This is a genomic window from Stutzerimonas sp. 21-1 (assembly GCF_056336065.1).
The window spans coordinates 713502-733988 of record NZ_CM150500.1; the positions used below are offsets into that span (position 1 = coordinate 713502).

Here is a 20487-nt window from a genome sequence, read left to right on the forward strand (position 1 = left end):
CCCTACGGACAAGTCCGGCCCCCAAATGAAAAGCCCCCGCCGGACGATCCGGCGGGGGCTTTTCTTGTCGCGTGCAGCCTGAGGCTTGCGGTAGCGGTTACACCACGCCCTGGGCCAGCATGGCGTCGGCGACTTTGACGAAGCCGGCGATGTTGGCGCCCTTGACGTAGTTGATCCGGCCGTCCGCTTCCTCGCCGTAGGCGACGCAGGCGTGGTGGATCGACTGCATGATGCTGTGCAGCTTGGTGTCCACCTCGCCGGCGCTCCAGTGCAGGCGCATGGCGTTCTGGCTCATCTCCAGGCCCGAGCAAGCCACGCCGCCGGCGTTGGAGGCTTTGCCCGGTGCGTAGAGGATGCCGGCCTCGAGGAACAGGTCCACGGCTTCCAGCGTCGATGGCATGTTGGCGCCTTCGGCCACGCAGGTGCAGCCGTTCTTCAGCAGCGTGCGGGCGTCGTCGCCGTCCAGTTCGTTCTGCGTGGCGCACGGCAGTGCGATGTCGCACGGCAGGCTCCACGGACGCTGGTCGGCCAGGTAGGTGACGCCGAAGTGCGCGCCCATTTCTTCCAGACGGCCGCGACGGACGTTCTTCAGGTCCATCAGGTAGTCCCACTGCTCGCAGGTCATGCCATCCGGGAAGTGCAGGGTGCCGCCCGAGTCGGACACCGAAACCACGTGGCCGCCCAGTTCCATGACCTTCTGCGCGGCGTACTGCGCGACGTTACCGGAACCGGAGATGGAGACGCGCTTGCCCTCGAAGCCGCTCTGGATGCTCTTGAGCATTTCCTGGGCGAAGTACACGCAGCCGTAGCCGGTGGCTTCCGGGCGGATCAGGCTGCCGCCGTAGGCCAGGCCCTTGCCGGTCAGTACCGAGGTGAACTGGTTGGACAGGCGCTTGTACTGGCCGAAGAGGAAGCCGATCTCGCGGCCGCCGACGCCGATGTCACCGGCCGGTACGTCGAGATCCGCACCGATGTGGCGGTACAGCTCGGTCATGAACGACTGGCAGAAGCGCATCACTTCGTTGTCGCTCTTGCCCTTCGGGTTGAAGTCCGAGCCGCCCTTGCCGCCGCCCATTGGCAGCGAGGTCAGGGAGTTCTTGAACACCTGCTCGAAGGCGAGGAATTTCAGTACGCCGATGTTGACCGACGGATGGAAGCGCAGACCGCCCTTGTACGGGCCGATGGCGCTGCTCATCTGGATACGGAAACCGCGGTTGACCTGCACGCGGCCCTGATCGTCGATCCACGGTACGCGGAACATGATGGCGCGTTCCGGCTCGACCATGCGTTCGAGGATGCCGGCCTGCATGTAGCGTGGGTTGGCTTCGAGGAAAGACCAGAGGCTGCGGACGACCTCTTCTACGGCCTGATGGAATTCTGGCTGATGGGGGTCGCGCTGCTTGAGCCGGGCGAGAAAGGCATCAACGGTTTCGATCATTTTTGGGCCCTCGGCGACCGTATGCGGCCGTCATTAAAAATTTTTTGGCGGGCGACTTTAGCAAACCTGATTCGTTCCATGAAAGTGCGACGTACATCGCGATGCGCCGGAGCGGTGCAAAACGCATCCTGTTCGCCGATTTTGCTTGCACTATATTGGTGCATTCGCGGCGGAATGCCCGATGGGAATTGGCCTGTGGCCGGGATTTACTGTCGTCCGCCGTGCGCGAAAATGTCGCAGGCGAAAAGGCGGAGAGGCTGCTAGCGAGCGCCTTTTTGGCGCATCCGGCATTCGCCGGACAAAAAAACGGAGCCTTGCGGCTCCGTCGTGCACCATTATTGTGCGAGCTTTTTGTACTTGACCCGGTGCGGCTGCGAAGCGGCGTCGCCGAGGCGCTTCTTGCGGTCGGCTTCGTAGTCGCTGTAGTTGCCTTCGAAGAACACCACGCCGCCGTCGTCCTCGTAGGAGAGGATGTGGGTGGCCACGCGGTCGAGGAACCAGCGGTCGTGGGAAATGACGATGGCCGAGCCGGGGAAGTCCAGCAGCGCTTCTTCCAGCGAGCGCAGGGTTTCCACGTCGAGGTCGTTGGACGGTTCGTCGAGCAGCAGCACGTTGGCGCCCTGTTTGAGCGTCAGCGCCAGATGCAGACGGCCGCGCTCACCGCCGGAGAGGTCCTTGACGAACTTCTGCTGGTCGGCGCCCTTGAAGTTGAAGCGGCCGACGTAGCTGCGCGACGGCACCTCGTAGTTGCCGATGCGGATCTGGTCGAGGCCGTCGGAAACCGCTTCCCAGACCGTCTTGTTGCCGTCCAGGTCGTCGCGGCTCTGGTCGACGCAGGCCAGCTGTACGGTTTCGCCGATTTCGATGCTGCCCGAATCCGGGGTTTCCTTGCCCATCAGCATGCGGAACAGCGTGGACTTGCCCGCGCCGTTGCCGCCGATCACGCCGACGATGGCGCCTTTCGGCACGCTGAAGGAAAGGTCGTCGATCAGCACGCGATCGCCGTAGCCCTTGCGCACGTTGTGCAGTTCGATGACCTTGTCGCCCAGACGCTGACCGGCCGGGATGTAGATCTCGTTGGTCTCGCTGCGCTTCTGGAATTCCTGCGACTGCATTTCCTCGAAGCGCTGCAGACGGGCCTTGGACTTCGACTGCCGCGCCTTGGCGCCCTGGCGTACCCACTCCAATTCCGCCTTCATGGCCTTCTTGTGCGCCGACTCCTGCTTGGCTTCCTGCTCCAGGCGCGTGGCCTTGGCTTCCAGCCACTGTGAGTAGTTGCCCTCGAACGGGATGCCCTGACCACGGTCGAGTTCGAGAATCCAGCCGGCGACGTTATCGAGGAAGTAGCGGTCGTGGGTGATCGCCACCACGGTGCCGGGGAAGTCGTGGAGGAAATGTTCCAGCCAGGCCACCGAGTCGGCGTCCAGGTGGTTGGTCGGTTCGTCCAGCAGCAGCATGTCCGGCGCCGACAGCAGCAGGCGGCACAGCGCGACGCGGCGCTTCTCGCCGCCGGACAGGTGCGCGACCTTGGCGTCCCACGCCGGCAGGCGCAGGGCATCGGCGGCGACTTCCAGCTGGCGCTCCAGGTTGTGACCGTCGGATGCCTGCAGGATCGCTTCGAGCTTGGCCTGCTCGGCGGCCAGCGCATCGAAGTCGGCATCCGGCTCGGCGTAGGCGGCGTAGACGGCGTCCAGACGCGCCTGGGCGTCCTTGATCACGCTGACCGCTTCCTCGACGATCTCGCGCACGGTCTTCTCGGGGTCGAGCTGCGGCTCCTGCGGCAGGTAGCCGACATTGATGCCCGGCATGGCGCGAGCTTCGCCGTCGAACTCGGTGTCGACGCCGGCCATGATGCGCAGCAGGGTGGACTTACCGGCGCCGTTCAGGCCGAGCACGCCGATCTTGGCGCCCGGGAAGAACGACAGGGAAATGTTCTTGAGGATCTCACGCTTCGGCGGAACGACCTTGCTCAGCCGGTGCATGGTGTAGACGTATTGAGCCATGAAAACGATGCCCGTGACGGTGATGAAGAGACTCGAACCCGCTGCGCGAAGCCGCGTAGCCGGGGCGCGCTTAAAGGGCGCAACGCTACCCGAATGCACCGGGCAGGGCAAACCGCGGCGCCCGGCCGGGGCGGCGCCTTGCGGCAGCCGCGCTCATCTTGTGCATGACCGGCGCTCATACCCGTCGCACGGCGGATTGGGGTAGAATCCGCCGCTCTATTTTTACCGCCAGCTGACTTCAGAGGACTGCCATGTTCAGCCGTGACTTGACCATCGAACGCTTCGACGCCGAACTCTTCGCTGCCATGCAGCAGGAAGCCCAGCGTCAGGAAGACCACATCGAGCTGATCGCCTCGGAGAACTACACCAGCCCGGCGGTGATGGAAGCCCAGGGTTCGGTGCTGACCAACAAGTACGCCGAAGGCTACCCGGGCAAGCGCTACTACGGCGGTTGCGAGCACGTCGACGTGGTCGAGCAGCTGGCCATCGACCGCGCCAAAGAGCTGTTCGGCGCCGACTACGCCAACGTCCAGCCGCACGCCGGTTCCCAGGCCAACGCTGCTGTCTACCTGGCGCTGCTCAGCGCGGGCGACACCATCCTCGGCATGAGCCTGGCCCACGGCGGCCACCTGACCCACGGCGCGTCCGTGTCGTCCTCCGGCAAGCTGTACAACGCCGTGCAGTACGGCATCAACGACCAGGGCCTGATCGACTATGACGAAGTCGAGCGTCTGGCCGTTGAGCACAAGCCGAAGATGATCGTTGCCGGCTTCTCCGCCTACTCGCAGAAACTCGACTTCCCGCGTTTCCGCGAAATCGCCGACAAGGTCGGTGCCTACCTGTTCGTCGACATGGCCCACGTGGCCGGTCTGGTCGCCGCTGGCGTCTACCCGAACCCGGTGCCGTTCGCTGACGTGGTCACCACCACCACCCACAAGACCCTGCGCGGCCCGCGCGGCGGCCTGATCCTGGCGAAGAAGAACGAGGAGATCGAGAAGAAGCTCAACTCCGCAGTCTTCCCGGGTGCCCAGGGTGGCCCGCTGGAGCACGTCATCGCCGCCAAGGCGGTGTGCTTCAAGGAAGCCCTGCAGCCCGAGTTCAAGGAATACCAGCAGCAAGTGGTGAATAACGCCCAGGCCATGGCCGAAGTGTTCATCCAGCGCGGTTTCGACGTGGTGTCCGGCGGCACGCAGAACCACCTGTTCCTGCTCTCGCTGATCAAGCAGGACATCACCGGCAAGGACGCGGATGCCGCTCTGGGCCGCGCCTTCATCACCGTGAACAAGAACAGCGTGCCGAACGACCCGCGTTCGCCGTTCGTCACTTCCGGTCTGCGCATCGGCACCCCGGCGGTCACCACCCGTGGTTTCAAGGAAGCCGAGTGCCGTGAACTGGCTGGCTGGATCTGCGACATCCTCGACAACATGGGCGACGAGTCCGTGGTCGACGCGGTGCGCGCCAAGGTCCAGGCCGTCTGCGCCAAGCTGCCGGTGTACGGCAAGTAAGATTCGCGCGCTGCAATGAAGAAACCCGGCCTCGGCCGGGTTTCTTTTTGTCTGCAGGAAATGCCTCGGAATCAGGCCGGCAGTGCGCAGGGCGGGCTAGCTGCGTGCGGCTTGGCCCGGTTCGCGCCACCCGCCGGCCAGCCATCCGTAGCGCAGAACGGTGGACAAGGCTGCGCCGTTGTCCACCCTACGCCTGTACTGCGGCGAAGCCGGCGCGGATCTCGGCTTCCGGCAGGTTGTCGCCGATGAACACCAGCACGCTGCGCCGCGCCTCGCCTTCGGCCCATTCGGCGTCCCAGTCGAAGCCGTACAGCCTTAGCACGCCCTGAAACACCAGTCGGCGCGGCTCGCCGGCCACCTCCAGCACACCCTTGTAGCGCAGCAGCGAATTGCCGTGGCGCTCCAGCAGGTCTTCCATGAAGGCGCTCAGGCGCTGCATGTCCAGCGGACGCTCGCTGTGCAGTACCAGCGTGGCGATGCGGTCCTTGCTGGTCGCCGGCAGCAGCGGCCGCAGAGCCGGCGCCGGGGCGATGTCGGCGTTGAGGTTGAAGCCGCGGATATCGAGCAGTTCGGCCAGTTCGATGCGCCCATGCTCGACGATATGGATCGGCGCGCGGCGGTTGATCCGCTGCAGGCGCTGGCTCAGCGCCTCGACCGCCGGCGCTTCGACCAGATCGGTTTTGCTCAGCAGAATGCGGTCGGCAAAACCGACCTGCGCCTGGGCGATGGATTCCTGCAGATGGCGCTCGGCATTGGCCGCGTCGACCAGGGTGATGATGCCGTCGAGCACGTAGCGCTCGCACAGCTCATCGCCGGCGAAGAAGGTCTGCGCCACCGGCGCCGGATCGGCCAGCCCGGTACATTCGATGACCAGGCGTTCGAAGGCCAGCTCGCCGCTGTCCAGCTTGTCCAGCAGCAGATACAGCGCCTTCTCCAGCTCGACATGGATCGAGCAGCAGACGCAGCCGTTGGCCAGGGTCAGCAGCTCGACGGGCTCACTGCCGAGCAGCTGACCGTCGATGGGCGTCTCGCTGAACTCGTTCTCGATCACCGCCAGCTTCAGGCCATGCTCGGCCTGCAGCATGTGCCTGAGCAGGGTGGTCTTGCCGGCGCCGAGAAAGCCGGTCAGCACGGTGACCGGGATGGGGGCTTGCGACATGAAGGCGCTCCTCGCAACGAAACGCGCCACGGCAAGGCGTGGCGCGGGGAGTCAATGGCGGGACGGGCATCTGCCGTAGGGTGGACAACGCCGCAGGCTTGTCCACCGCTACTCTGTGGCTAATGGTGGACAACGCTACGCGGATGTCCACCCTACCCCAGGTCAACAGCAGCGGATCGGCCGCCCTTTGCCACCGCCATAACGAGCATCCTGGCGCTCGCGGAAGAACGCCTCGTAGCTCATCACCGGCTGGTCCGGGTGGGTGCTGCGCATGTGCTCGAGGTAGGTGTCGTAGTCGGGCATGCCGACCAGCATGCGCGCGGCCTGGCCGAGGTACTTGCCCATGCGGCTGAGGTCGTTGAACACGGCGGTGCTCCTCTTGCAATGAAGGCCGGGCGCCTCGCGGCACCCGGCACGGCTGGGGTCAGGCGCTGGGCATGCCCTCGAAGGGCATTTCCTTGTCCGTGCGCTCGCTGCGAATCCAGGCGGCGCGGCCGACCTTCAACGCGTAGAACAGGATACTGAACACCACCACCAGGAACAGCACGGTCAGACCGGCGTTGGTGTAGGCGTTCATGATCACGTTCTGCATCTGCCCGAGGTCCTTGGCCGGCGCCAGTACCTGACCGGCGTCGAGCGCGGTGCGGTACTTGTCGGCCAGGGCGAGGAAGCCCACCGCCGGGTTGGCGTCGAACAGCTTGATCAGGCTGGCGACGGTGGTGCAGATCAGCAGCCACAGGGCCGGCAGCAGGGTGACCCAGACGTACTGCTGGCGCTTCATCTTGATCAGCACCACGGTGCAGAGCATCAGCGCGATGCCGGCGAGCATCTGGTTGGAGATGCCGAACAGCGGCCACAGGGTGTTGATGCCGCCCAGCGGGTCGATCACGCCCTGGTACAGCAGGTAGCCCCACAGCGCCACGCAGCCGGCGGTGGCGACCACGTTGGCGCCCCAGGAGTCGGTGCGCTTGAGCGCCGGGATGAAGTTACCGAGCAGGTCCTGCAGCATGAAGCGCCCGGCACGGGTGCCGGCGTCCACCGCGGTGAGGATGAACAGCGCCTCGAACAGGATCGCGAAGTGGTACCAGAACGCCACGGTGTTCTCGCCCGGCAGCACCTGGTGGAGGATCTGCGCGATACCCACGGCGAGCGTCGGCGCGCCGCCGGCGCGGTTGAGGATGCTGCTCTCGCCGATGTCGCGGGCGACGCCTTCCAGCGCTTCTGGGGTGATGGCGAAGCCCCAGTTGCTGACCGCTACGGCCACGCTGGCGACGTCGGCACCGACCACTGCCGGCGGGCTGTTCATGGCGAAGTACACACCCGGCTCGATCACCGAGGCGGCGACCATGGCCATGATGGCGACCATCGACTCCATCAGCATGCCGCCGTAACCGATGTAGCGAGCATGGGTTTCGTTGGCCAGCAGCTTGGGCGTGGTGCCCGAGCTGATCAGCGCGTGGAAGCCGGAGACCGCGCCGCAGGCGATGGTGATGAACAGGAACGGGAACAGTGCGCCCTTCCACACCGGGCCGGTGCCGTCGGTGAACTGGGTCAGCGCCGGCATCTTCAGCTCGGGGGCGAGGATCAGGATGCCGACGGCCAGCGCGGCGATGGTGCCGATCTTGAGGAAGGTCGACAGGTAGTCACGCGGCGCGAGGATCAGCCACACTGGCAGTACCGCGGCGACGAAGCCGTAGCCGACCAGCATCCAGGTGATCTGCTCGCCGGTGAAGGTGAACGCGCCAGCCCAGTACGGATCGGTGGAAATCTCCCCGCCGAGCCAGATCGAGCCGAGCAGCAGCGCCACGCCGATGATGGAAATCTCGCCGATGCGGCCCGGACGCAGGTAGCGCATGTACACGCCCATGAACATGGCGATCGGGATGGTCGCCATCACCGTGAACATGCCCCACGGGCTGTGCGCCAGCGCCTTCACCACGATCAGCGCGAGCACCGCGAGGATGATGATCATGATCAGGAAGCAGCCGAACAGCGCGATGGTACCGGGGATGCGCCCCATCTCCTCGCGCACCATGTCGCCCAGCGAGCGGGCGTTGCGGCGCGTGGAGAGGAACAGAACCATGAAGTCCTGCACCGCACCGGCCAGCACCACGCCGGCGATCAGCCAGAGCGTGCCGGGCAGGTAGCCCATCTGCGCGGCGAGTACCGGGCCGACCAGCGGGCCGGCGCCGGCGATGGCGGCGAAGTGGTGGCCGAACAGCACGTGCTTGTTGGTCGGCACGAAGTCCAGACCATCGTTGTTGAGCACGGCGGGGGTGGCGCGGGTGGGGTCGAGCTGCATCACCTTGGTGGCGATGAACAGGCTGTAGTAGCGGTAGGCGACCAGATAGATCGCCACGGCGGCGACCACGATCCAGAGTGCGTTGATGGCTTCGCCGCGGCGCAGGGCGACGACACCGAGGGCGACGGCGCCCAGCACTGCGAGGGCGAACCAGGCGAGCTGGCTGACCAATCGGTTCATAAGAAGATCTCCCGCCGTCGACTGTAGGGTCTGCGGCGTCATTGTTATTGGGCATGGTGAATGCGCGCGCCTCGGGCGAGCCTTGCTACTATCGCCACAACCTGCAATCGCCGGTATTCGCAGTACTACTCAGCGTGGCTACGTAGATTTACGTAGGCGCGTCGCGAGCCCCCGACCCAGCGCATCCGCGCATTCCGATTCGCGAGACGTTCCATGCAGCTCAAGCACAAGATCGTTGCCCTCGGCATCCTGCCGCTGTTGCTGGCAGTGGCGATCATCTGCGCGCTGGTGCTGCTGCAGAACCAGCGGCTCGGCGAGCAGCAGGTACAGCTGATCGAGAGCGCCATCCTGTCCAGCAAGCAGGCCGAGCTGAAGAACTACGTGGCGATGGCGCTGAGCGTGATCGCACCGCTGCACGATGGCGGGCGCGGCGACGCCGCGGCGCAGAAGCAGGCGCTGGATGTGCTGGGCAAGATCAGTTTCGGCGAGGATGGCTACCTGTTCGTCTACGACGACCGCGGCCGCAACCTGATGCATCCGCGCCAGGCGGAACTGGTCGGCCGCGATCTCTGGCACATGACCGACATCCACGGCCTGCCGGTGATCCAGGCGCTGCTCAAGAGCGCCATGAGCGGCGACGGCTTCCAGCGCTACTCCTGGCGCAAGCCATCGAGCGGACAGGAAACCGACAAGCTGGCCTACGTGACCATGCTTGACGGCTGGGGCTGGATGGTCGGCACCGGCATCTATCTGGAAGACATCGAGCGGGCCACCCGGCAGGTGCGCTCGGAGGTAGCCAGCGGTATCCGCGCGACGATGATCGCCATCACCGGGGTCACGCTGATCGTGGTGCTGGTGGTGTTCATCGGCAGCCTGATGCTGAGCATCAAGGAGCACCGTCTGGCCGACCGCAAGCTGCAGGCCCTCAACCAGCGCCTGCTCAGCCTGCAGGAGGACGAGCGCTCGCGGGTGTCGCGCGAGCTGCACGACGGCATCAGCCAGCTGCTGGTGTCGATCAAGTTCCAGTTCGAGCTGGCCGCCCATCAGCTGCAGCGCGGCGCCAGCGGCGGGCTAGACAGTCTCGAACAGGCCATCGAACGGCTCGGCGGCGCCATCGGCGAGGTGCGGCGCATCTCCCACGATCTGCGTCCGTCGCTGCTCGACACCCTCGGGCTGTCGGCGGCCATCGGCCAGTTGGCCACGGAATTCGAGCAGCGGTGCGGATTGACGGTGGTCTGCCGCCAGCAGCTGGGCGATGCGCCGTTGCCCGACGCGGTGGCGGTGGCGCTGTTTCGCATTGTCCAGGAAGCGCTGACCAATATCGAACGGCATGCCCGCGCCAGCCTGGTTCAGATCGACCTTGCGCCGAGCGTCGATGGCGTGCAGCTGCAGGTGCGCGACGACGGCATCGGCTTCGACCCGCGCACCATCGAGCGTATGCCCGGCGGCATCGGCCTGCGCAACATCCGCGAGCGGATCGAGCACCTCGGCGGACAACTCAGTCTTTCGTCCAGCTCTGAGGGCAGCGCGATGCATGTAGTATTGCCAGTCTCGGCGAGCTGAGCCGCGAGCCACCGCCTGCCAGAAGAGTCGCCCATGAATTCCGGCACCCCGATCCGCATAGCCCTCGTCGATGACCACACGCTGGTGCGCGACGGCATTCGCGCGCTGCTGGCCGTGATGCCGCAGATCGAGGTGGTCGGCGAGGCGGACAGCGGCGCCGCGGCGCTCGAACTGCTCGAACAGGTACAACCGGACCTGCTGCTGCTGGACATCGGCCTGAAGGACACCAACGGCCTGGAGCTGACCCGACGCCTGTGCCAGCTGTACCCGCGGCTGCAGGTGCTGATGCTGAGCATGTACGACAACCTCGAATACGTGCGCAGTTCGATCCATGCCGGTGCGCGCGGCTACGTTCTCAAGGATTCCTCCGCGCGCGAGATCATTGCCGCGATCGAAGCGGTTGCCGCCGGCGGCACCTTCTACAGCGCGGAGATCACCCGTCGACTGGCCGAACAGCGGCAGGACGCCGCCGCGCACAACCTCACCCCGCGCGAGGAGCAGATCCTGCAGATGCTTGCCCGCGGCCTGGACAGCAAGGCGATGGCGCGTGAACTGGCGATCAGCGTGCGCACCGTGGAAACCCACCGGCTGAGCATCCGCCGCAAGCTGAACATCGACGGCACGGCGGCGCTGATCCGGTATGCGCTGAGCGTCGCCCCGCGCTAGGCATCAGGCGCCGCGCAGCGGCGCCCCGGCGAACCGCGTAGACTGCAGCGAACCGCCCGCCTCGGAGCCTTCCATGTTCAAACGTGCCAACGGCGTCCTGCTGCCACCTCCGCTGATCTATCTGCTGTTCCTCGCCGCCGCATGGGCGCTCGACGGGTTGCTGCCGCTCGGGCTGCCGCAGACGCTGTGGACGCACTACCTCGGCTGGGGGCTGATCGACGCCGGTGTGGTGCTGATGCTCTGGGCCGGTTTACTGATGCTCTGGCGGCGCACCACGGTCAATCCATACGGCACGCCGGCGAAGCTGCTGGAGGAGGGGCCGTTCCGCTTCTCGCGCAATCCGATCTACCTGGCCGACAGCCTGATCTACGCCGGCATCGCGTTGCTGTGGGGCACGCTGTGGCCGTGGCTGCTGTTGCCGCTGCTGATCCTCACCATGCAGCGCGGGGTGATCGTCCACGAGGAGCGCCTGCTGAACGAGCTGTTCGGCGATGCTTACCGCGACTATTGCCGGCGCGTGCGCCGCTGGTTGTGACGACGTGCGCCGGCGCGGCTGTCTATAGTGATTCCAGGTTTTGCGGAGTGATTTTCTGATGACTGATTCCCCCAGCGATCGTCGGCGCTTCCAGCGCATCGAGTTCGACGCCACCACCGAGCTACGCCAGGGCGAGCGGTGCTGGCCGGTGGAGCTGCATGATCTGTCGCTCCGGGGCCTGCTGGTGCGCCGGCCGCAGCAGTGGGACGCCGACGCCGCGCAACCTTTTCAGGCGCGGGTGCGGCTGTCCGGCGACGCGGAGGTGCGCATGGAGGTGACGATGGCACACGAGGAGGGCGAGCTGATCGGCTTCGCCTGCCAGCACATCGACCTCGACTCGATCGCCCACCTGCGCCGACTGGTCGAACTCAACCTCGGCGACGAGACGTTGCTGGAGCGCGAGCTGGCGGCACTGGGCGGTTTCTAGCGGTTACTCGAACAGCGCGTCGAGCGCCTGTTCCAGACGCGTCACCGCGATGATCTGCAGCCCGGCTGGCGCCTCTTTCGGCGCGTTGCCCTTGGGCACGATGGCGCGCTTGAAGCCGTGCTTGGCGGCTTCCTTCAGGCGCTCCTGACCGCTCGGCACCGGGCGGATCTCGCCGGACAGACCCACCTCTCCAAATACCAGCAGATCGGTATCCAGCGGGCGGTTGCGCAGGCTGGAAATCACCGCGGCCATCAGCGCCAGGTCCGCCGCGGTTTCCAGCACCTTCACCCCGCCGACCACATTGATGAACACGTCCTGGTCGTAGGTCGGGATGCTGCCGTGCCGATGCAGCACGGCCAGCAGCATGGCCAGGCGGTTCTGGTCGAGGCCTAGGGTGACGCGACGCGGGTTGGCCAGGTGGCTGGTGTCGACCAGCGCCTGCACTTCCACCAGCATCGGCCGGGTACCTTCCCAGGTGGCCATGACCACGCTGCCCGGCACCGCCTCCTGCGCCCGGGTGAGGAAGATCGCCGAGGGGTTGGTGACTTCCTTCAGGCCCTTGTCGGTCATGCCGAACACGCCAAGCTCGTTGACCGCGCCGAAACGGTTCTTCACCGCGCGCAGCAGGCGCAGGCGGCCGTCGGATTCGCCCTCGAAGTACAGCACCGTGTCGACCATGTGCTCCAGCACGCGCGGTCCGGCCAGCGCGCCTTCCTTGGTCACGTGGCCGACCAGGAAGATCGCCGTGCCGCTCTGCTTGGCGTAGCGCACCAGCAGCGCGGCGCTCTCGCGCACCTGCGCCACGCCGCCGGGCGCAGACTGCAATTGCTCGGTGAAGATGGTCTGGATCGAGTCGATCACCATCACCTTGGGCTTCTCCAGCCGCGCGGTGGCGATGATCGATTCGATGCAGGTCTCGGTCATCACCTTGAGCTTGTCCTGCGGCAGGTCCAGGCGGCGGGCGCGCATGGCGACCTGCTGCTGCGATTCCTCGCCGGTGACATACAGCGCCGGGTAGCGCTGGGCGATGGCGCAGAGCGTCTGCAACAGGATGGTCGACTTGCCGATGCCCGGATCACCGCCGATCAGCACCACCGAGCCGTCCACCAGGCCGCCGCCGAGCACGCGGTCCAGCTCGCCGGAAGCGGTGGAGAAGCGCGGCACTTCCTCGACGCTGACTTCGGCCAGGGTCTTGATATTGGCCTGCTCGCCCGCCCAGCCGGCGCGCCCCGACGCGGCGGGAGCGGCCTCGACGATGGTTTCCACCAGCGTGTTCCAGGCGCCGCAGTCGCCGCACTGGCCAGCCCACTTGGGGAAGGTCGAGCCGCATTCAGTGCAGCCATACATGCGCTTGGCCTTGGCCATGAGGAAACTCCGCGTGGGGCAAATGGAGTCGCATGATAACGACTGACTTGATTGCCATCAGCCACAAGCGGCGCGTCAGCCGCCAGACTGTAAACAAATCGAACGGGAGTGAGCGCCATGCGTCATCTGTTGTTTCTGCACCTGCTGGGCGCCAGCGTCTGGGTCGGCGGGCATCTGGTGCTGCTGTTCGGCGTGTTGCCCAAGGCGTTGCGCCAGCGCGACCCGCAGCCGGTACGCAACTTCGAGCAGATCTATGAGCGCATCGGCATTCCGGCGCTGCTGATCCAGATCGTCACCGGCTTGTGGATGGCCAGCCTGTGGTTGCCGCATGCGCAGTGGTTCGGCGCGTCGCCGGCGGCGCAGCTGATTCAGGCCAAGCTGGTGCTGCTCGGACTGACCGCCGCGCTGGGCGTGCATGCGCGGCTGGCGCTGATCCCCAAGCTCGACGCGCAGCGTTTGCCGCAGCTGGGGGCGCATATCGTGCTGATCACCCTGACGGCGGTGGCGTTCGTCTGGGTTGGCGCGGGATTCCGCTTCGGCGGGCTGTTCTGACCGACTGCTGAAACAAAGAAGCCCGCGAATGCGGGCTTCTTGACCATCTGCCGGGCTTCAGCCGCAGCAACCGCCGCAGCAGCTGCCACCGGCGCGCTTGAGGTCGCGGGCGATGTCGTCTTTGAGGTTCACACGCTCCTGCTTGAGGGCGTTCAGTGCGGCATCGTCGAGGGTTTCGACGCCGTCTTCGACGCGGCAGATGCGCTTGTCCAGCGCTTCGTATTCATCGGCCTTGCGGGCGAAAACCGGATCTTCCTGACGCAGTTTCTGCAGCTGCTCGCGCTTTTCGGGGAAATCCTTGACCAGGGGGTGGTGTTCAACGTGCATGGAACTGCTCCGGGATGTACAGGGAAGCGCTACCTTAGCCGCGCCTCCGTGTTACTCGGTTGACGGCGATCAAGCGATTGCCGCGGCGCTGGCGACGCGCGACGAACGCGCGGTTGGTGTGGTCGACTCCCGACCGAACGCCTATGCTCTACGACGGGCCTCGGCCGTCGCGGAGCGGCGCGCATGCTGGCACTTCTTCCTCAGCTAAGGATTTCTCATATGAGCCTGATCAGCGAATTCAAGGCGTTCGCCATGCGCGGCAATGTGATCGACATGGCCGTCGGTATCATCATCGGGGCCGCGTTCGGCAAGATCGTTTCTTCGTTCGTCGACGGAGTGATCATGCCGCCGCTGGGGCTGCTGATCGGTGGCGTGGATTTCTCCGATCTGGCGATCGTGCTCAAGGAGGCGGTCGGCGAAACCCCGGCGGTGCTGCTGCGCTACGGTGCGTTCATCCAGACGGTGGTGGATTTCCTGATTGTCGCCTTCGCCATCTTCATCGCGATCAAGGCGATGAACTCGCTGCGTCGCAAGGAGGCCGAAGCGCCTGCAGCGCCGCCGGCGCCGACCAAGGAGGAGCTGCTGCTCACCGAGATCCGCGACCTGCTGCGTGAGCAGAACCGCAACCAGCCCTGAACGCATTCGCGCTGACCGAACGCCCTGCACCTGCAGGGCGTTTTCGTTTTAGCACCGCTCAGGCGGCGATCAGTCGCCTGAGCCAGTCCAGCAGCACGCGTGGCAGCAGCTCTGGCTTGGGCAGCAGGGCGTACTGGTGCACGCCGAACACGGCCGGCAGGTAGCTGGCGGCCTGACGGTCGATGGTCAGGCAGAACGGCCGGATGCCCTGCAACCGTGCCTCGGTGATCGACTGGCGCAGGTCCTCGACGCCATAGCGGCCTTCGTATTCGTCAACGTCGTTGGGCTTGCCATCGGAGAGCAGCAACAGCAGCCGGTGCGTCGCCGGCTGCTGCATCAGCAGGCTGCTGGCGTGGCGGATGGCGGTGCCGGCGCGGGTGTAGTGCTCCGGTTCCAGCCCGGCAATGCGCCGGCCGACGCTTTCGCCGTAGCGCTCGCCGAAGGCCTTGAGGCTGCGCACCGTTACCGCGTTCGGTCCCTGACCGGAGAAACTCTGCACGCTGTAGGGCTCGCCCAGCCCGTCGAGCGCCAGGCACACCAGCAGCAACGCCTCGCGCTCGACGTCGATCACCCGGCGGTGATTGCTCAGCCAGCCGTCGGTGGAGCCGCTGGCATCGACCAGCAGCATGATCGCCAGGTCATGCTGCTGCAGTCGCTGCGTCTGGTACAGCGCCTGCGGCATGCTCAGGCCGGCGCGGGCCTCGGCGAGGCCGTCGAGGTAGGCGTCCAGATCCACCTCGTCGCCATCCAGCTGGCGGCGCAGCCGCAGACGTCGGGCGCTGAGCTGCTCGAACTGCCGGCGGATGGTCGCCAGCATGCTGCGATGGCGTTCGAGCGTCTGTTCGATCCACTGCTGTGGTCCGGGCTCTGCCGGCAACAACAGCACCTGCGCGCCCGGATGGCGGTAACTGCGGCTGCGGTAGTCCCACTCCGGGTAGCGCAGGGCGGCGGTGGCGTTCGGCGTGTCGCGGCTGAAGCGCGCGCGCGGCTCGGGTGGGTCGTCGGACAGCAGGACTTCCTTCGGGCTGCCGGGGCTGACCACCAGTCGCGCCTCGTTGAGCTCGCTGAGCGAGTCGGCGAAGTCCTCGGCCGCGGTCGCATCGTCGCGATCACTGGGACGCTGCATGCCGAGCGGGTCCTCGGCGTGTTCCAGCGGAGGCGAGGGCTGCACCATCCAGACGCCCGGCTGCGTGTCATCGTCCTCGTCATCGGCGGCCTCGCGTACCTGCGGCCGGCGCGGCAGGCGAGCGCTGCGCGGTGGGGCGGCGGCGGGGTCCGGTGCTGCCGCCGCGGCATCGAGCGCATCCAGGCGGGACGCTGCGCACAGCTCGCCGGTCCACAGGTCCGGCAGCAGTGCGGCGCCAGTCGGTTCGCCGTGTGGATAGAGTCGGGCCGCCAGCCGCGCCGTCAGCTGCAACGCCTGATAGCTGTCGAAAGTCGCCGGCAGTTCGTCGGGCGCAGTGTCGCTGCGCGACTGCAGCAATCGGCGCAGGAACGCTTCCAGCGGCTGGCGTGCGGCACTGAAGCGGGCCAGCGGTGGACGCGCGGCCAGCATCTGGTTGCGCTGCTGCTGTATGGCGGCGTGCAGGCCCGGTAGCTGGGCGATCAGTTGCGAATCCGCCGCCCAGGCTTCGAGCAGCAGGAACAGGCTGCGCTGCAACGGTGAGTCGATGCATTGCACGAGCGCCGCCGCGCCGCGCCGCGCGCGCATCGCCTGTTGCAGGGCGAGGGTGCGATACAGCGTGCGGGCGCCGGCCGGATCGGCCGCTTCCAGGCGTGCCGGCAGCCAGATCGTGCGGCCATCGGTGGCCGGCACGGCGTGCTGCGGATAGGGCGCCTCGACGCGGCGGAACAGTTTCTCCAGCAGTGTCGGTGGCGCCGGCGGCTGCGCCGCGCGCAGCGTGAAGCGCTGGCCGAGGCTGGCATGCAGCAGCAGGTCGAGGTGGTCGGCGACGTCCGTCAGGGTCGGCAGTGCCGGTGCTGCGGCTTCGCGCCGCCGGCGCCAGAGCGCCTGAACGTAAACGGTGGCGTGGCGGGCAACGTCGGTGACGACGTCTTCGGCTTCGGCCATCAGACGAAGGTCAGGTCGACCAGCTCGCGCATGGCGCCGACCAGCGCGGGGTCGTCCGACAGTGGGGCGATCAGCGCGACGTTGCAGGCGCTGCGCAACGCGACGCCGCTGCCGATCAGGCGCGCCGTGGCAATCAGCAGGCGGGTGCTGGGCAGCTCCGCCAATCCGCGATCCTGCAGCGCGCGCAGGCGCCCGGCGAGGCTGACCAGTGCGCGTGCGGTGGGCGCGTCGATGGCGCCTTCGCGCTCGACGATGGCGGCCTCGCGCTCGGCTTCGGGGAAGTCGAACTCCAGCGCGACGAAGCGCTGTCGGGTACTGGGCTTCAGGTCCTTGAGCATGCGCTGATAGCCCGGGTTGTAGGACACCACCAGCTGGAAGCCCGGCGCCGCCTCGAGGGTTTCGCCGGTCTTGTCCAGCGGCAGGATGCGCCGGTAGTCGGTCAACGGATGCAGCACGACGATGGTGTCCTGGCGCGCTTCGACCACTTCGTCGAGGTAACAGATGGCGCCCTCGCGCACCGCTCGGGTCAGCGGACCGTCGATCCAGCGCGTACCGTCGGCGCCGATGAGGAAGCGCCCGAGCAGGTCGCTGGCGGTCATGTCGTCGTGGCAGGAAACGGTGACCAGCGGCCGGCCCAGGCGCCAGGCCATGTGCTCGACGAAGCGTGTCTTGCCACAGCCGGTCGGCCCTTTGAGCATCACCGCCAGCTGGCGCGCGTGGCACTGCTCGAAGACCTGCACCTCGTCGGCATGCGGCTGGTACCAGGGCTCGGCAGCCGCGAACGGCAGGCGTTCGCCGCGCGGCATGGGCGAGACATTCATGTCGGTCACAGTACGTGCCGGGCCGGAGCGCTGGTTGGCCGCACCTCGTCCGTCTCGACCTCGATCCGTCGCGGGTGGCGGAAGAAGTCATAGATGAACAGGCCGACGCCGGTGGCGAAGATCGAGGCGGTGGCCACCAGCATGAGGAAGTGGATCTGGATCTTCAGCTGTGTGTCCAGGTAGCCCATGCCGAGGATGCGCTCCAGATAGACCTGACCGATGCCGGCGGTAGCGAACGACAGGGTCATGCCGAACATGCCGGCCAGCTGCAGCCAGAACGCCCAGTAGCCGATGGTGCCGCCTTCCTCTTCGCGGCCGCGGGTCAGCGACGGCAGGGCGTAGACGATCATCGCCATCACGATCATCGCGTAGGCGCCGTAGAACGCGGCGTGGCCGTGCATGGCGGTGATCAGCGTGCCGTGGGTCCACTTGTTGACGCTGGGGAAGGTGTGAGCAAAGCCCAGCAGGCCCGCGCCGAACAGGGTGAACACCGCGCTGCCGAGGGTCCAGTGCAGCGCCAGCTTGTTCGGATGCGCCAAGCCCGAGCGGCGCATGGCGTAGTAGGCGTACATCGCCATGCCGATCAGCGCCAGCGGCTCCAGCGCGCTGAAGAAGCCGCCGAGCGGCAGCCAGTAACCGGGTACGCCGACCCAGTAATAGTGGTGCGCGGTGCCGAGTATGCCGGCGATGAACACCAGGCCGACAATCACGTACAGCCACTTCTCCATCACCTCGCGATCGGCGCCGGACAGGCGGATCAGCAGGTAGGCGAGGAAGCCGCCCTGGATCATCTCCCACACCCCTTCGACCCACAGGTGAATGGTCCACCAGCGGTAGTAGATCGACACCGTGTAGTTCTCGTAATGCAGCAGGGCCGGCAGGTAGAGCACCGCGGCGCTGGCCAGACCGAGCAACAGCACACCCTCGGTGGTGGTGAAGCGGCCGGACTTCTTGATCGTCATGCCGATGTTGTAGAGGAAGATCAGCATGCAGATGACGATGACGATCTTGTGCGGCAGTGGCTGCTCCAGCAGCTTGTTGCCGGTACCGAAACGGAACAGGTAGCCGATGATGGCGCTGACGCCCATCACCACCCACAGGCCGAGCTGGATGTAGGCCAGCTTGGTGCTGTGCAGCTCGCTGCGCGATTCGTCCGGGACCATCCAGTAGGTGGCGCCCATGAAGCCGGTGAGCACCCAGACGATCAGCAGGTTGGTGTGAATCACCTTGGTGACGTCGAAGGGCAGCAGGTTCAGCAGCGGATCGGGGCCCAGGTATTTCGCTGCCGAGAGCAGGCCGAACACCAGTTGCAGGCCGAACAGCACCATTGCGACGGCGAAATACCAATAAGCGACGGACTGTGATTTGTAGCGCATGGCCTGACCTCTACAAGTGTCGTCCCGCGGCGGCAGCCGCTGTTATTTGAATGTCGCGAGGTACGCGACCAGTTGGTCGAGCTGTTCGTCGGTGAGCGACTGGGCGTAGGTGTTCGGCATGAACGAGGTGCCGCCCGCCGAATACATGTCGCCCGGATGCAGATAGGTGCTCGGGGAGACGATGGACTCGCGGATGTACGCCTCGACGCTGTCGGCGCTGCCCTTGTAGTCCGCCGAGGCCATCGTCTGTTCGGCCCGCGAGGCGAGGCCCGCCAGCGTCGGCCCGGCCAGGTTCACCCCCGGCGCAATGGAGTGGCAGGCATTGCAGGCCGGGCTGGCGGTGCGGAACAGCGCCTCGCCCTTGGCGATCGGATCCTCTGCGCCGCTGATCGGACGCGCGCCCGGAGGCAGCGCGGCATCGGCCTTGCCCGGCCCGGAAGCGTCCTGCTGCGCCAGCGTCAGGTCGGTGCCGGGGATCGACGAGCCAGTGACCAGAATCGGTCGCGGCGGCCAGCCCTGGTTGTCGACGTTGGCGACCCAGTCGAAGAAGGCGATCAGCGCGGCGATTTCCTCGTCGCTGAGGTTCTGGTTGGGCATCAGCCGGCGATGGCGCTGTTCGTCGTAGAACCTGCCCGGGTCCTTGAGAAAGGCGGTGAGGTAGGGTGCGCCACGCAGCTGGGAAATCTTCGTCAGGTCCGGCGCGTAATAGGCGCCCTCGCCGAACAGGGTGTGGCAGTTGATGCAGTTCTTCGCGTGCCAGACGTCCTTGCCGCGCGTCACCTCGGGGGTGATCGTCTCGGCGTTGGTCAGCTTGGGAAACTGTCGGTGGCTGTCCACCGTGAGGCCGAGGAAGACCACCGTGGCGATGGCGGTGGAGATGACGGCGAAGGAGCGGGTTTGTCGTTTGTTCATGGAGATGCCTCAACGGCCGTCACACGCCGATGCCTGTCCAGTGGGTGATACCGATGCCGCCGGCGTACAGAATGGCAACCAGCATCAGCGCGAGGACCACGAAGCTGAGTATCCGTAAAGCTCTTTCCAAGGCCGCATTCCTCTGTGGAGTGACGTGGCGGGGGAAGTCCGGTGCTTGCGGCCGACGCGATCAGGGCGGCGCCGGCACGCGCAGGATGGTCACCAGCGTGACCGTATCGGTGATGGCCTGTAAGGCATGCTCGGCCTGGCCGGCCAGATACACCATGTCGTTGGCGTGCAGCGTCTGCCAGCGCCCGTCGGCCTGGACCTCGATGCTGCCTTGCAGGCAATGGATAGTGATGGAGCCCGCCACGGCGTGGCTGGGAACGACGTGCCCGGCGTTGAGCACCAGACGCATGACCTCCAACTCGGGCGTACTGACGAGGGCTTGCGACTTGAGTTCGGGAAGCTGGTCTGCATGCAGCAGATGGATCACTTCACCGGATCGGGCATGCTTCAGAGCCATGAGCGACATTCACTTTGGTCATGTCTTGCTCGAGGCTAGTAGAGGTAGCCGGGGTTGTCCAACCAGCCGGACGAGGGGTGCCGTTGCGCCCGGGGCGATCCCGATGCGTCTGCACCGGGATCG

The 20487-nt window shown here is 66.3% G+C and carries 19 protein-coding genes; 7 read left to right on the top strand and 12 right to left on the bottom strand.

Annotated features, from left to right (window positions below):
- Positions 1–97 precede the first annotated feature (97 nt).
- Both gdhA and ettA read right to left on the bottom strand, forming a co-directional pair.
- Entirely contained in the window at positions 98–1438 is a 1341-nt protein-coding gene (gene gdhA, locus AC0ZJQ_RS03430) for an NADP-specific glutamate dehydrogenase (protein ID WP_213662625.1), read from the bottom strand.
- A 335-nt stretch (positions 1439–1773) separates the two neighbouring features.
- Positions 1774–3441: an energy-dependent translational throttle protein EttA gene (gene ettA, locus AC0ZJQ_RS03435; RefSeq protein ID WP_155551475.1), complete on the bottom strand. Its 1668-nt coding sequence runs from the start codon at positions 3439–3441 to the stop codon at positions 1774–1776.
- Positions 3442–3692: 251 nt separating this feature from the next.
- Between ettA and glyA the strand changes: the two genes are divergently transcribed.
- Positions 3693–4946, top strand: a complete 1254-nt coding sequence (glyA, locus tag AC0ZJQ_RS03440; protein ID WP_155551476.1) for a serine hydroxymethyltransferase — start codon at positions 3693–3695, stop codon at positions 4944–4946.
- 187 nt (positions 4947–5133) lie between these two features.
- On the opposite strand, the gene yjiA is transcribed toward glyA, so the two are convergent.
- From yjiA to AC0ZJQ_RS03455, 3 genes are all read right to left on the bottom strand, one after another.
- On the bottom strand, positions 5134–6105 hold the full coding sequence (gene yjiA, locus AC0ZJQ_RS03445) for a GTPase (RefSeq protein ID WP_155551477.1): 972 nt from the start codon (positions 6103–6105) through the stop codon (positions 5134–5136).
- Positions 6106–6267: 162 nt separating this feature from the next.
- The gene (locus tag AC0ZJQ_RS03450; RefSeq protein WP_003288055.1) at positions 6268–6471 is read right to left on the bottom strand and encodes a YbdD/YjiX family protein; all 204 of its coding nucleotides are present in this window, start codon (positions 6469–6471) and stop codon (positions 6268–6270) included.
- A 58-nt stretch (positions 6472–6529) separates the two neighbouring features.
- The gene (locus tag AC0ZJQ_RS03455; protein ID WP_476477337.1) at positions 6530–8587 is read right to left on the bottom strand and encodes a carbon starvation CstA family protein; all 2058 of its coding nucleotides are present in this window, start codon (positions 8585–8587) and stop codon (positions 6530–6532) included.
- A gap of 213 nt (positions 8588–8800) precedes the next feature.
- Between AC0ZJQ_RS03455 and AC0ZJQ_RS03460 the strand changes: the two genes are divergently transcribed.
- The 4 genes from AC0ZJQ_RS03460 (at position 8801) to AC0ZJQ_RS03475 (ending at position 11778) form a co-directional block, all read left to right on the top strand.
- Positions 8801–10150 carry a cache domain-containing protein gene (locus tag AC0ZJQ_RS03460; protein ID WP_476477338.1) on the top strand — a complete coding sequence of 450 codons (1350 nt, stop codon included), beginning with the start codon at positions 8801–8803 and terminating at the stop codon, positions 10148–10150.
- 33 nt (positions 10151–10183) lie between these two features.
- Positions 10184–10816, top strand: coding sequence for a response regulator (locus AC0ZJQ_RS03465; RefSeq protein WP_155551480.1), 633 nt, complete (start codon positions 10184–10186; stop codon positions 10814–10816).
- Positions 10817–10889: 73 nt separating this feature from the next.
- Positions 10890–11351, top strand: a complete 462-nt coding sequence (locus AC0ZJQ_RS03470) for a methyltransferase family protein (protein WP_237264395.1) — start codon at positions 10890–10892, stop codon at positions 11349–11351.
- A 58-nt stretch (positions 11352–11409) separates the two neighbouring features.
- Entirely contained in the window at positions 11410–11778 is a 369-nt protein-coding gene (locus AC0ZJQ_RS03475; protein ID WP_008567455.1) for a PilZ domain-containing protein, read from the top strand.
- A gap of 3 nt (positions 11779–11781) precedes the next feature.
- Here AC0ZJQ_RS03475 and radA read toward each other — a convergent pair whose 3' ends face one another.
- Positions 11782–13143: a DNA repair protein RadA gene (gene radA / locus AC0ZJQ_RS03480; RefSeq protein ID WP_165594054.1), complete on the bottom strand. Its 1362-nt coding sequence runs from the start codon at positions 13141–13143 to the stop codon at positions 11782–11784.
- Positions 13144–13260: 117 nt separating this feature from the next.
- Between radA and AC0ZJQ_RS03485 the strand changes: the two genes are divergently transcribed.
- Positions 13261–13695, top strand: a complete 435-nt coding sequence (locus AC0ZJQ_RS03485; RefSeq protein ID WP_165594053.1) for a CopD family protein — start codon at positions 13261–13263, stop codon at positions 13693–13695.
- A gap of 57 nt (positions 13696–13752) precedes the next feature.
- Here the strand turns inward: AC0ZJQ_RS03485 and AC0ZJQ_RS03490 are convergent, their stop codons facing one another.
- On the bottom strand, positions 13753–14022 hold the full coding sequence (locus AC0ZJQ_RS03490) for an HP1242/YdcH family protein (RefSeq protein WP_008567452.1): 270 nt from the start codon (positions 14020–14022) through the stop codon (positions 13753–13755).
- Between the two features lie 219 nt (positions 14023–14241).
- On the opposite strand from AC0ZJQ_RS03490, the gene mscL reads away from it, so the two are divergent.
- Positions 14242–14658, top strand: a complete 417-nt coding sequence (gene mscL / locus AC0ZJQ_RS03495) for a large-conductance mechanosensitive channel protein MscL (protein WP_008567450.1) — start codon at positions 14242–14244, stop codon at positions 14656–14658.
- 58 nt (positions 14659–14716) lie between these two features.
- On the opposite strand, the gene AC0ZJQ_RS03500 is transcribed toward mscL, so the two are convergent.
- The 5 genes from AC0ZJQ_RS03500 to AC0ZJQ_RS03520 form a co-directional block, all read right to left on the bottom strand.
- Positions 14717–16729, bottom strand: a complete 2013-nt coding sequence (locus AC0ZJQ_RS03500; RefSeq protein ID WP_476477339.1) for a nitric oxide reductase activation protein NorD — start codon at positions 16727–16729, stop codon at positions 14717–14719.
- Entirely contained in the window at positions 16729–17550 is an 822-nt protein-coding gene (locus AC0ZJQ_RS03505) for a CbbQ/NirQ/NorQ/GpvN family protein (protein ID WP_272875803.1), read from the bottom strand. Before AC0ZJQ_RS03505 ends, AC0ZJQ_RS03500 begins: the two co-directional genes overlap by 1 nt.
- 5 nt (positions 17551–17555) lie before the next feature.
- Positions 17556–18926 (bottom strand): cbb3-type cytochrome c oxidase subunit I, encoded by a 1371-nt coding sequence (locus tag AC0ZJQ_RS03510; RefSeq protein ID WP_213662633.1) that lies wholly within the window; start codon positions 18924–18926, stop codon positions 17556–17558.
- 42 nt (positions 18927–18968) lie between these two features.
- Complete coding sequence (locus AC0ZJQ_RS03515; protein ID WP_237264398.1) at positions 18969–19838, bottom strand: c-type cytochrome; 870 nt, start codon at positions 19836–19838, stop codon at positions 18969–18971.
- A gap of 190 nt (positions 19839–20028) precedes the next feature.
- The gene (locus tag AC0ZJQ_RS03520) at positions 20029–20364 is read right to left on the bottom strand and encodes a cupin domain-containing protein (RefSeq protein WP_237264400.1); all 336 of its coding nucleotides are present in this window, start codon (positions 20362–20364) and stop codon (positions 20029–20031) included.
- Positions 20365–20487 lie beyond the last annotated feature (123 nt).

What these genes read in the sequence shown, in the direction of transcription:
- gdhA (WP_213662625.1), bottom strand. Translation starts at nt 1,438, where the DNA reads ATGATCGAAACCGTTGATGCCTTTCTCGCCCGGCTCAAGCAGCGCGAC.
- ettA (WP_155551475.1), bottom strand. Translation starts at nt 3,441, where the DNA reads ATGGCTCAATACGTCTACACCATGCACCGGCTGAGCAAGGTCGTTCCG.
- glyA (WP_155551476.1), top strand. Translation starts at nt 3,693, where the DNA reads ATGTTCAGCCGTGACTTGACCATCGAACGCTTCGACGCCGAACTCTTC.
- yjiA (WP_155551477.1), bottom strand. Translation starts at nt 6,105, where the DNA reads ATGTCGCAAGCCCCCATCCCGGTCACCGTGCTGACCGGCTTTCTCGGC.
- AC0ZJQ_RS03455 (WP_476477337.1), bottom strand. Translation starts at nt 8,587, where the DNA reads ATGAACCGATTGGTCAGCCAGCTCGCCTGGTTCGCCCTCGCAGTGCTG.
- AC0ZJQ_RS03460 (WP_476477338.1), top strand. Translation starts at nt 8,801, where the DNA reads ATGCAGCTCAAGCACAAGATCGTTGCCCTCGGCATCCTGCCGCTGTTG.
- AC0ZJQ_RS03465 (WP_155551480.1), top strand. Translation starts at nt 10,184, where the DNA reads ATGAATTCCGGCACCCCGATCCGCATAGCCCTCGTCGATGACCACACG.
- AC0ZJQ_RS03470 (WP_237264395.1), top strand. Translation starts at nt 10,890, where the DNA reads ATGTTCAAACGTGCCAACGGCGTCCTGCTGCCACCTCCGCTGATCTAT.
- AC0ZJQ_RS03475 (WP_008567455.1), top strand. Translation starts at nt 11,410, where the DNA reads ATGACTGATTCCCCCAGCGATCGTCGGCGCTTCCAGCGCATCGAGTTC.
- radA (WP_165594054.1), bottom strand. Translation starts at nt 13,143, where the DNA reads ATGGCCAAGGCCAAGCGCATGTATGGCTGCACTGAATGCGGCTCGACC.
- AC0ZJQ_RS03485 (WP_165594053.1), top strand. Translation starts at nt 13,261, where the DNA reads ATGCGTCATCTGTTGTTTCTGCACCTGCTGGGCGCCAGCGTCTGGGTC.
- AC0ZJQ_RS03490 (WP_008567452.1), bottom strand. Translation starts at nt 14,022, where the DNA reads ATGCACGTTGAACACCACCCCCTGGTCAAGGATTTCCCCGAAAAGCGC.
- mscL (WP_008567450.1), top strand. Translation starts at nt 14,242, where the DNA reads ATGAGCCTGATCAGCGAATTCAAGGCGTTCGCCATGCGCGGCAATGTG.
- AC0ZJQ_RS03500 (WP_476477339.1), bottom strand. Translation starts at nt 16,729, where the DNA reads ATGGCCGAAGCCGAAGACGTCGTCACCGACGTTGCCCGCCACGCCACC.
- AC0ZJQ_RS03505 (WP_272875803.1), bottom strand. Translation starts at nt 17,550, where the DNA reads ATGAATGTCTCGCCCATGCCGCGCGGCGAACGCCTGCCGTTCGCGGCT.
- AC0ZJQ_RS03510 (WP_213662633.1), bottom strand. Translation starts at nt 18,926, where the DNA reads ATGCGCTACAAATCACAGTCCGTCGCTTATTGGTATTTCGCCGTCGCA.
- AC0ZJQ_RS03515 (WP_237264398.1), bottom strand. Translation starts at nt 19,838, where the DNA reads ATGAACAAACGACAAACCCGCTCCTTCGCCGTCATCTCCACCGCCATC.
- AC0ZJQ_RS03520 (WP_237264400.1), bottom strand. Translation starts at nt 20,364, where the DNA reads ATGGCTCTGAAGCATGCCCGATCCGGTGAAGTGATCCATCTGCTGCAT.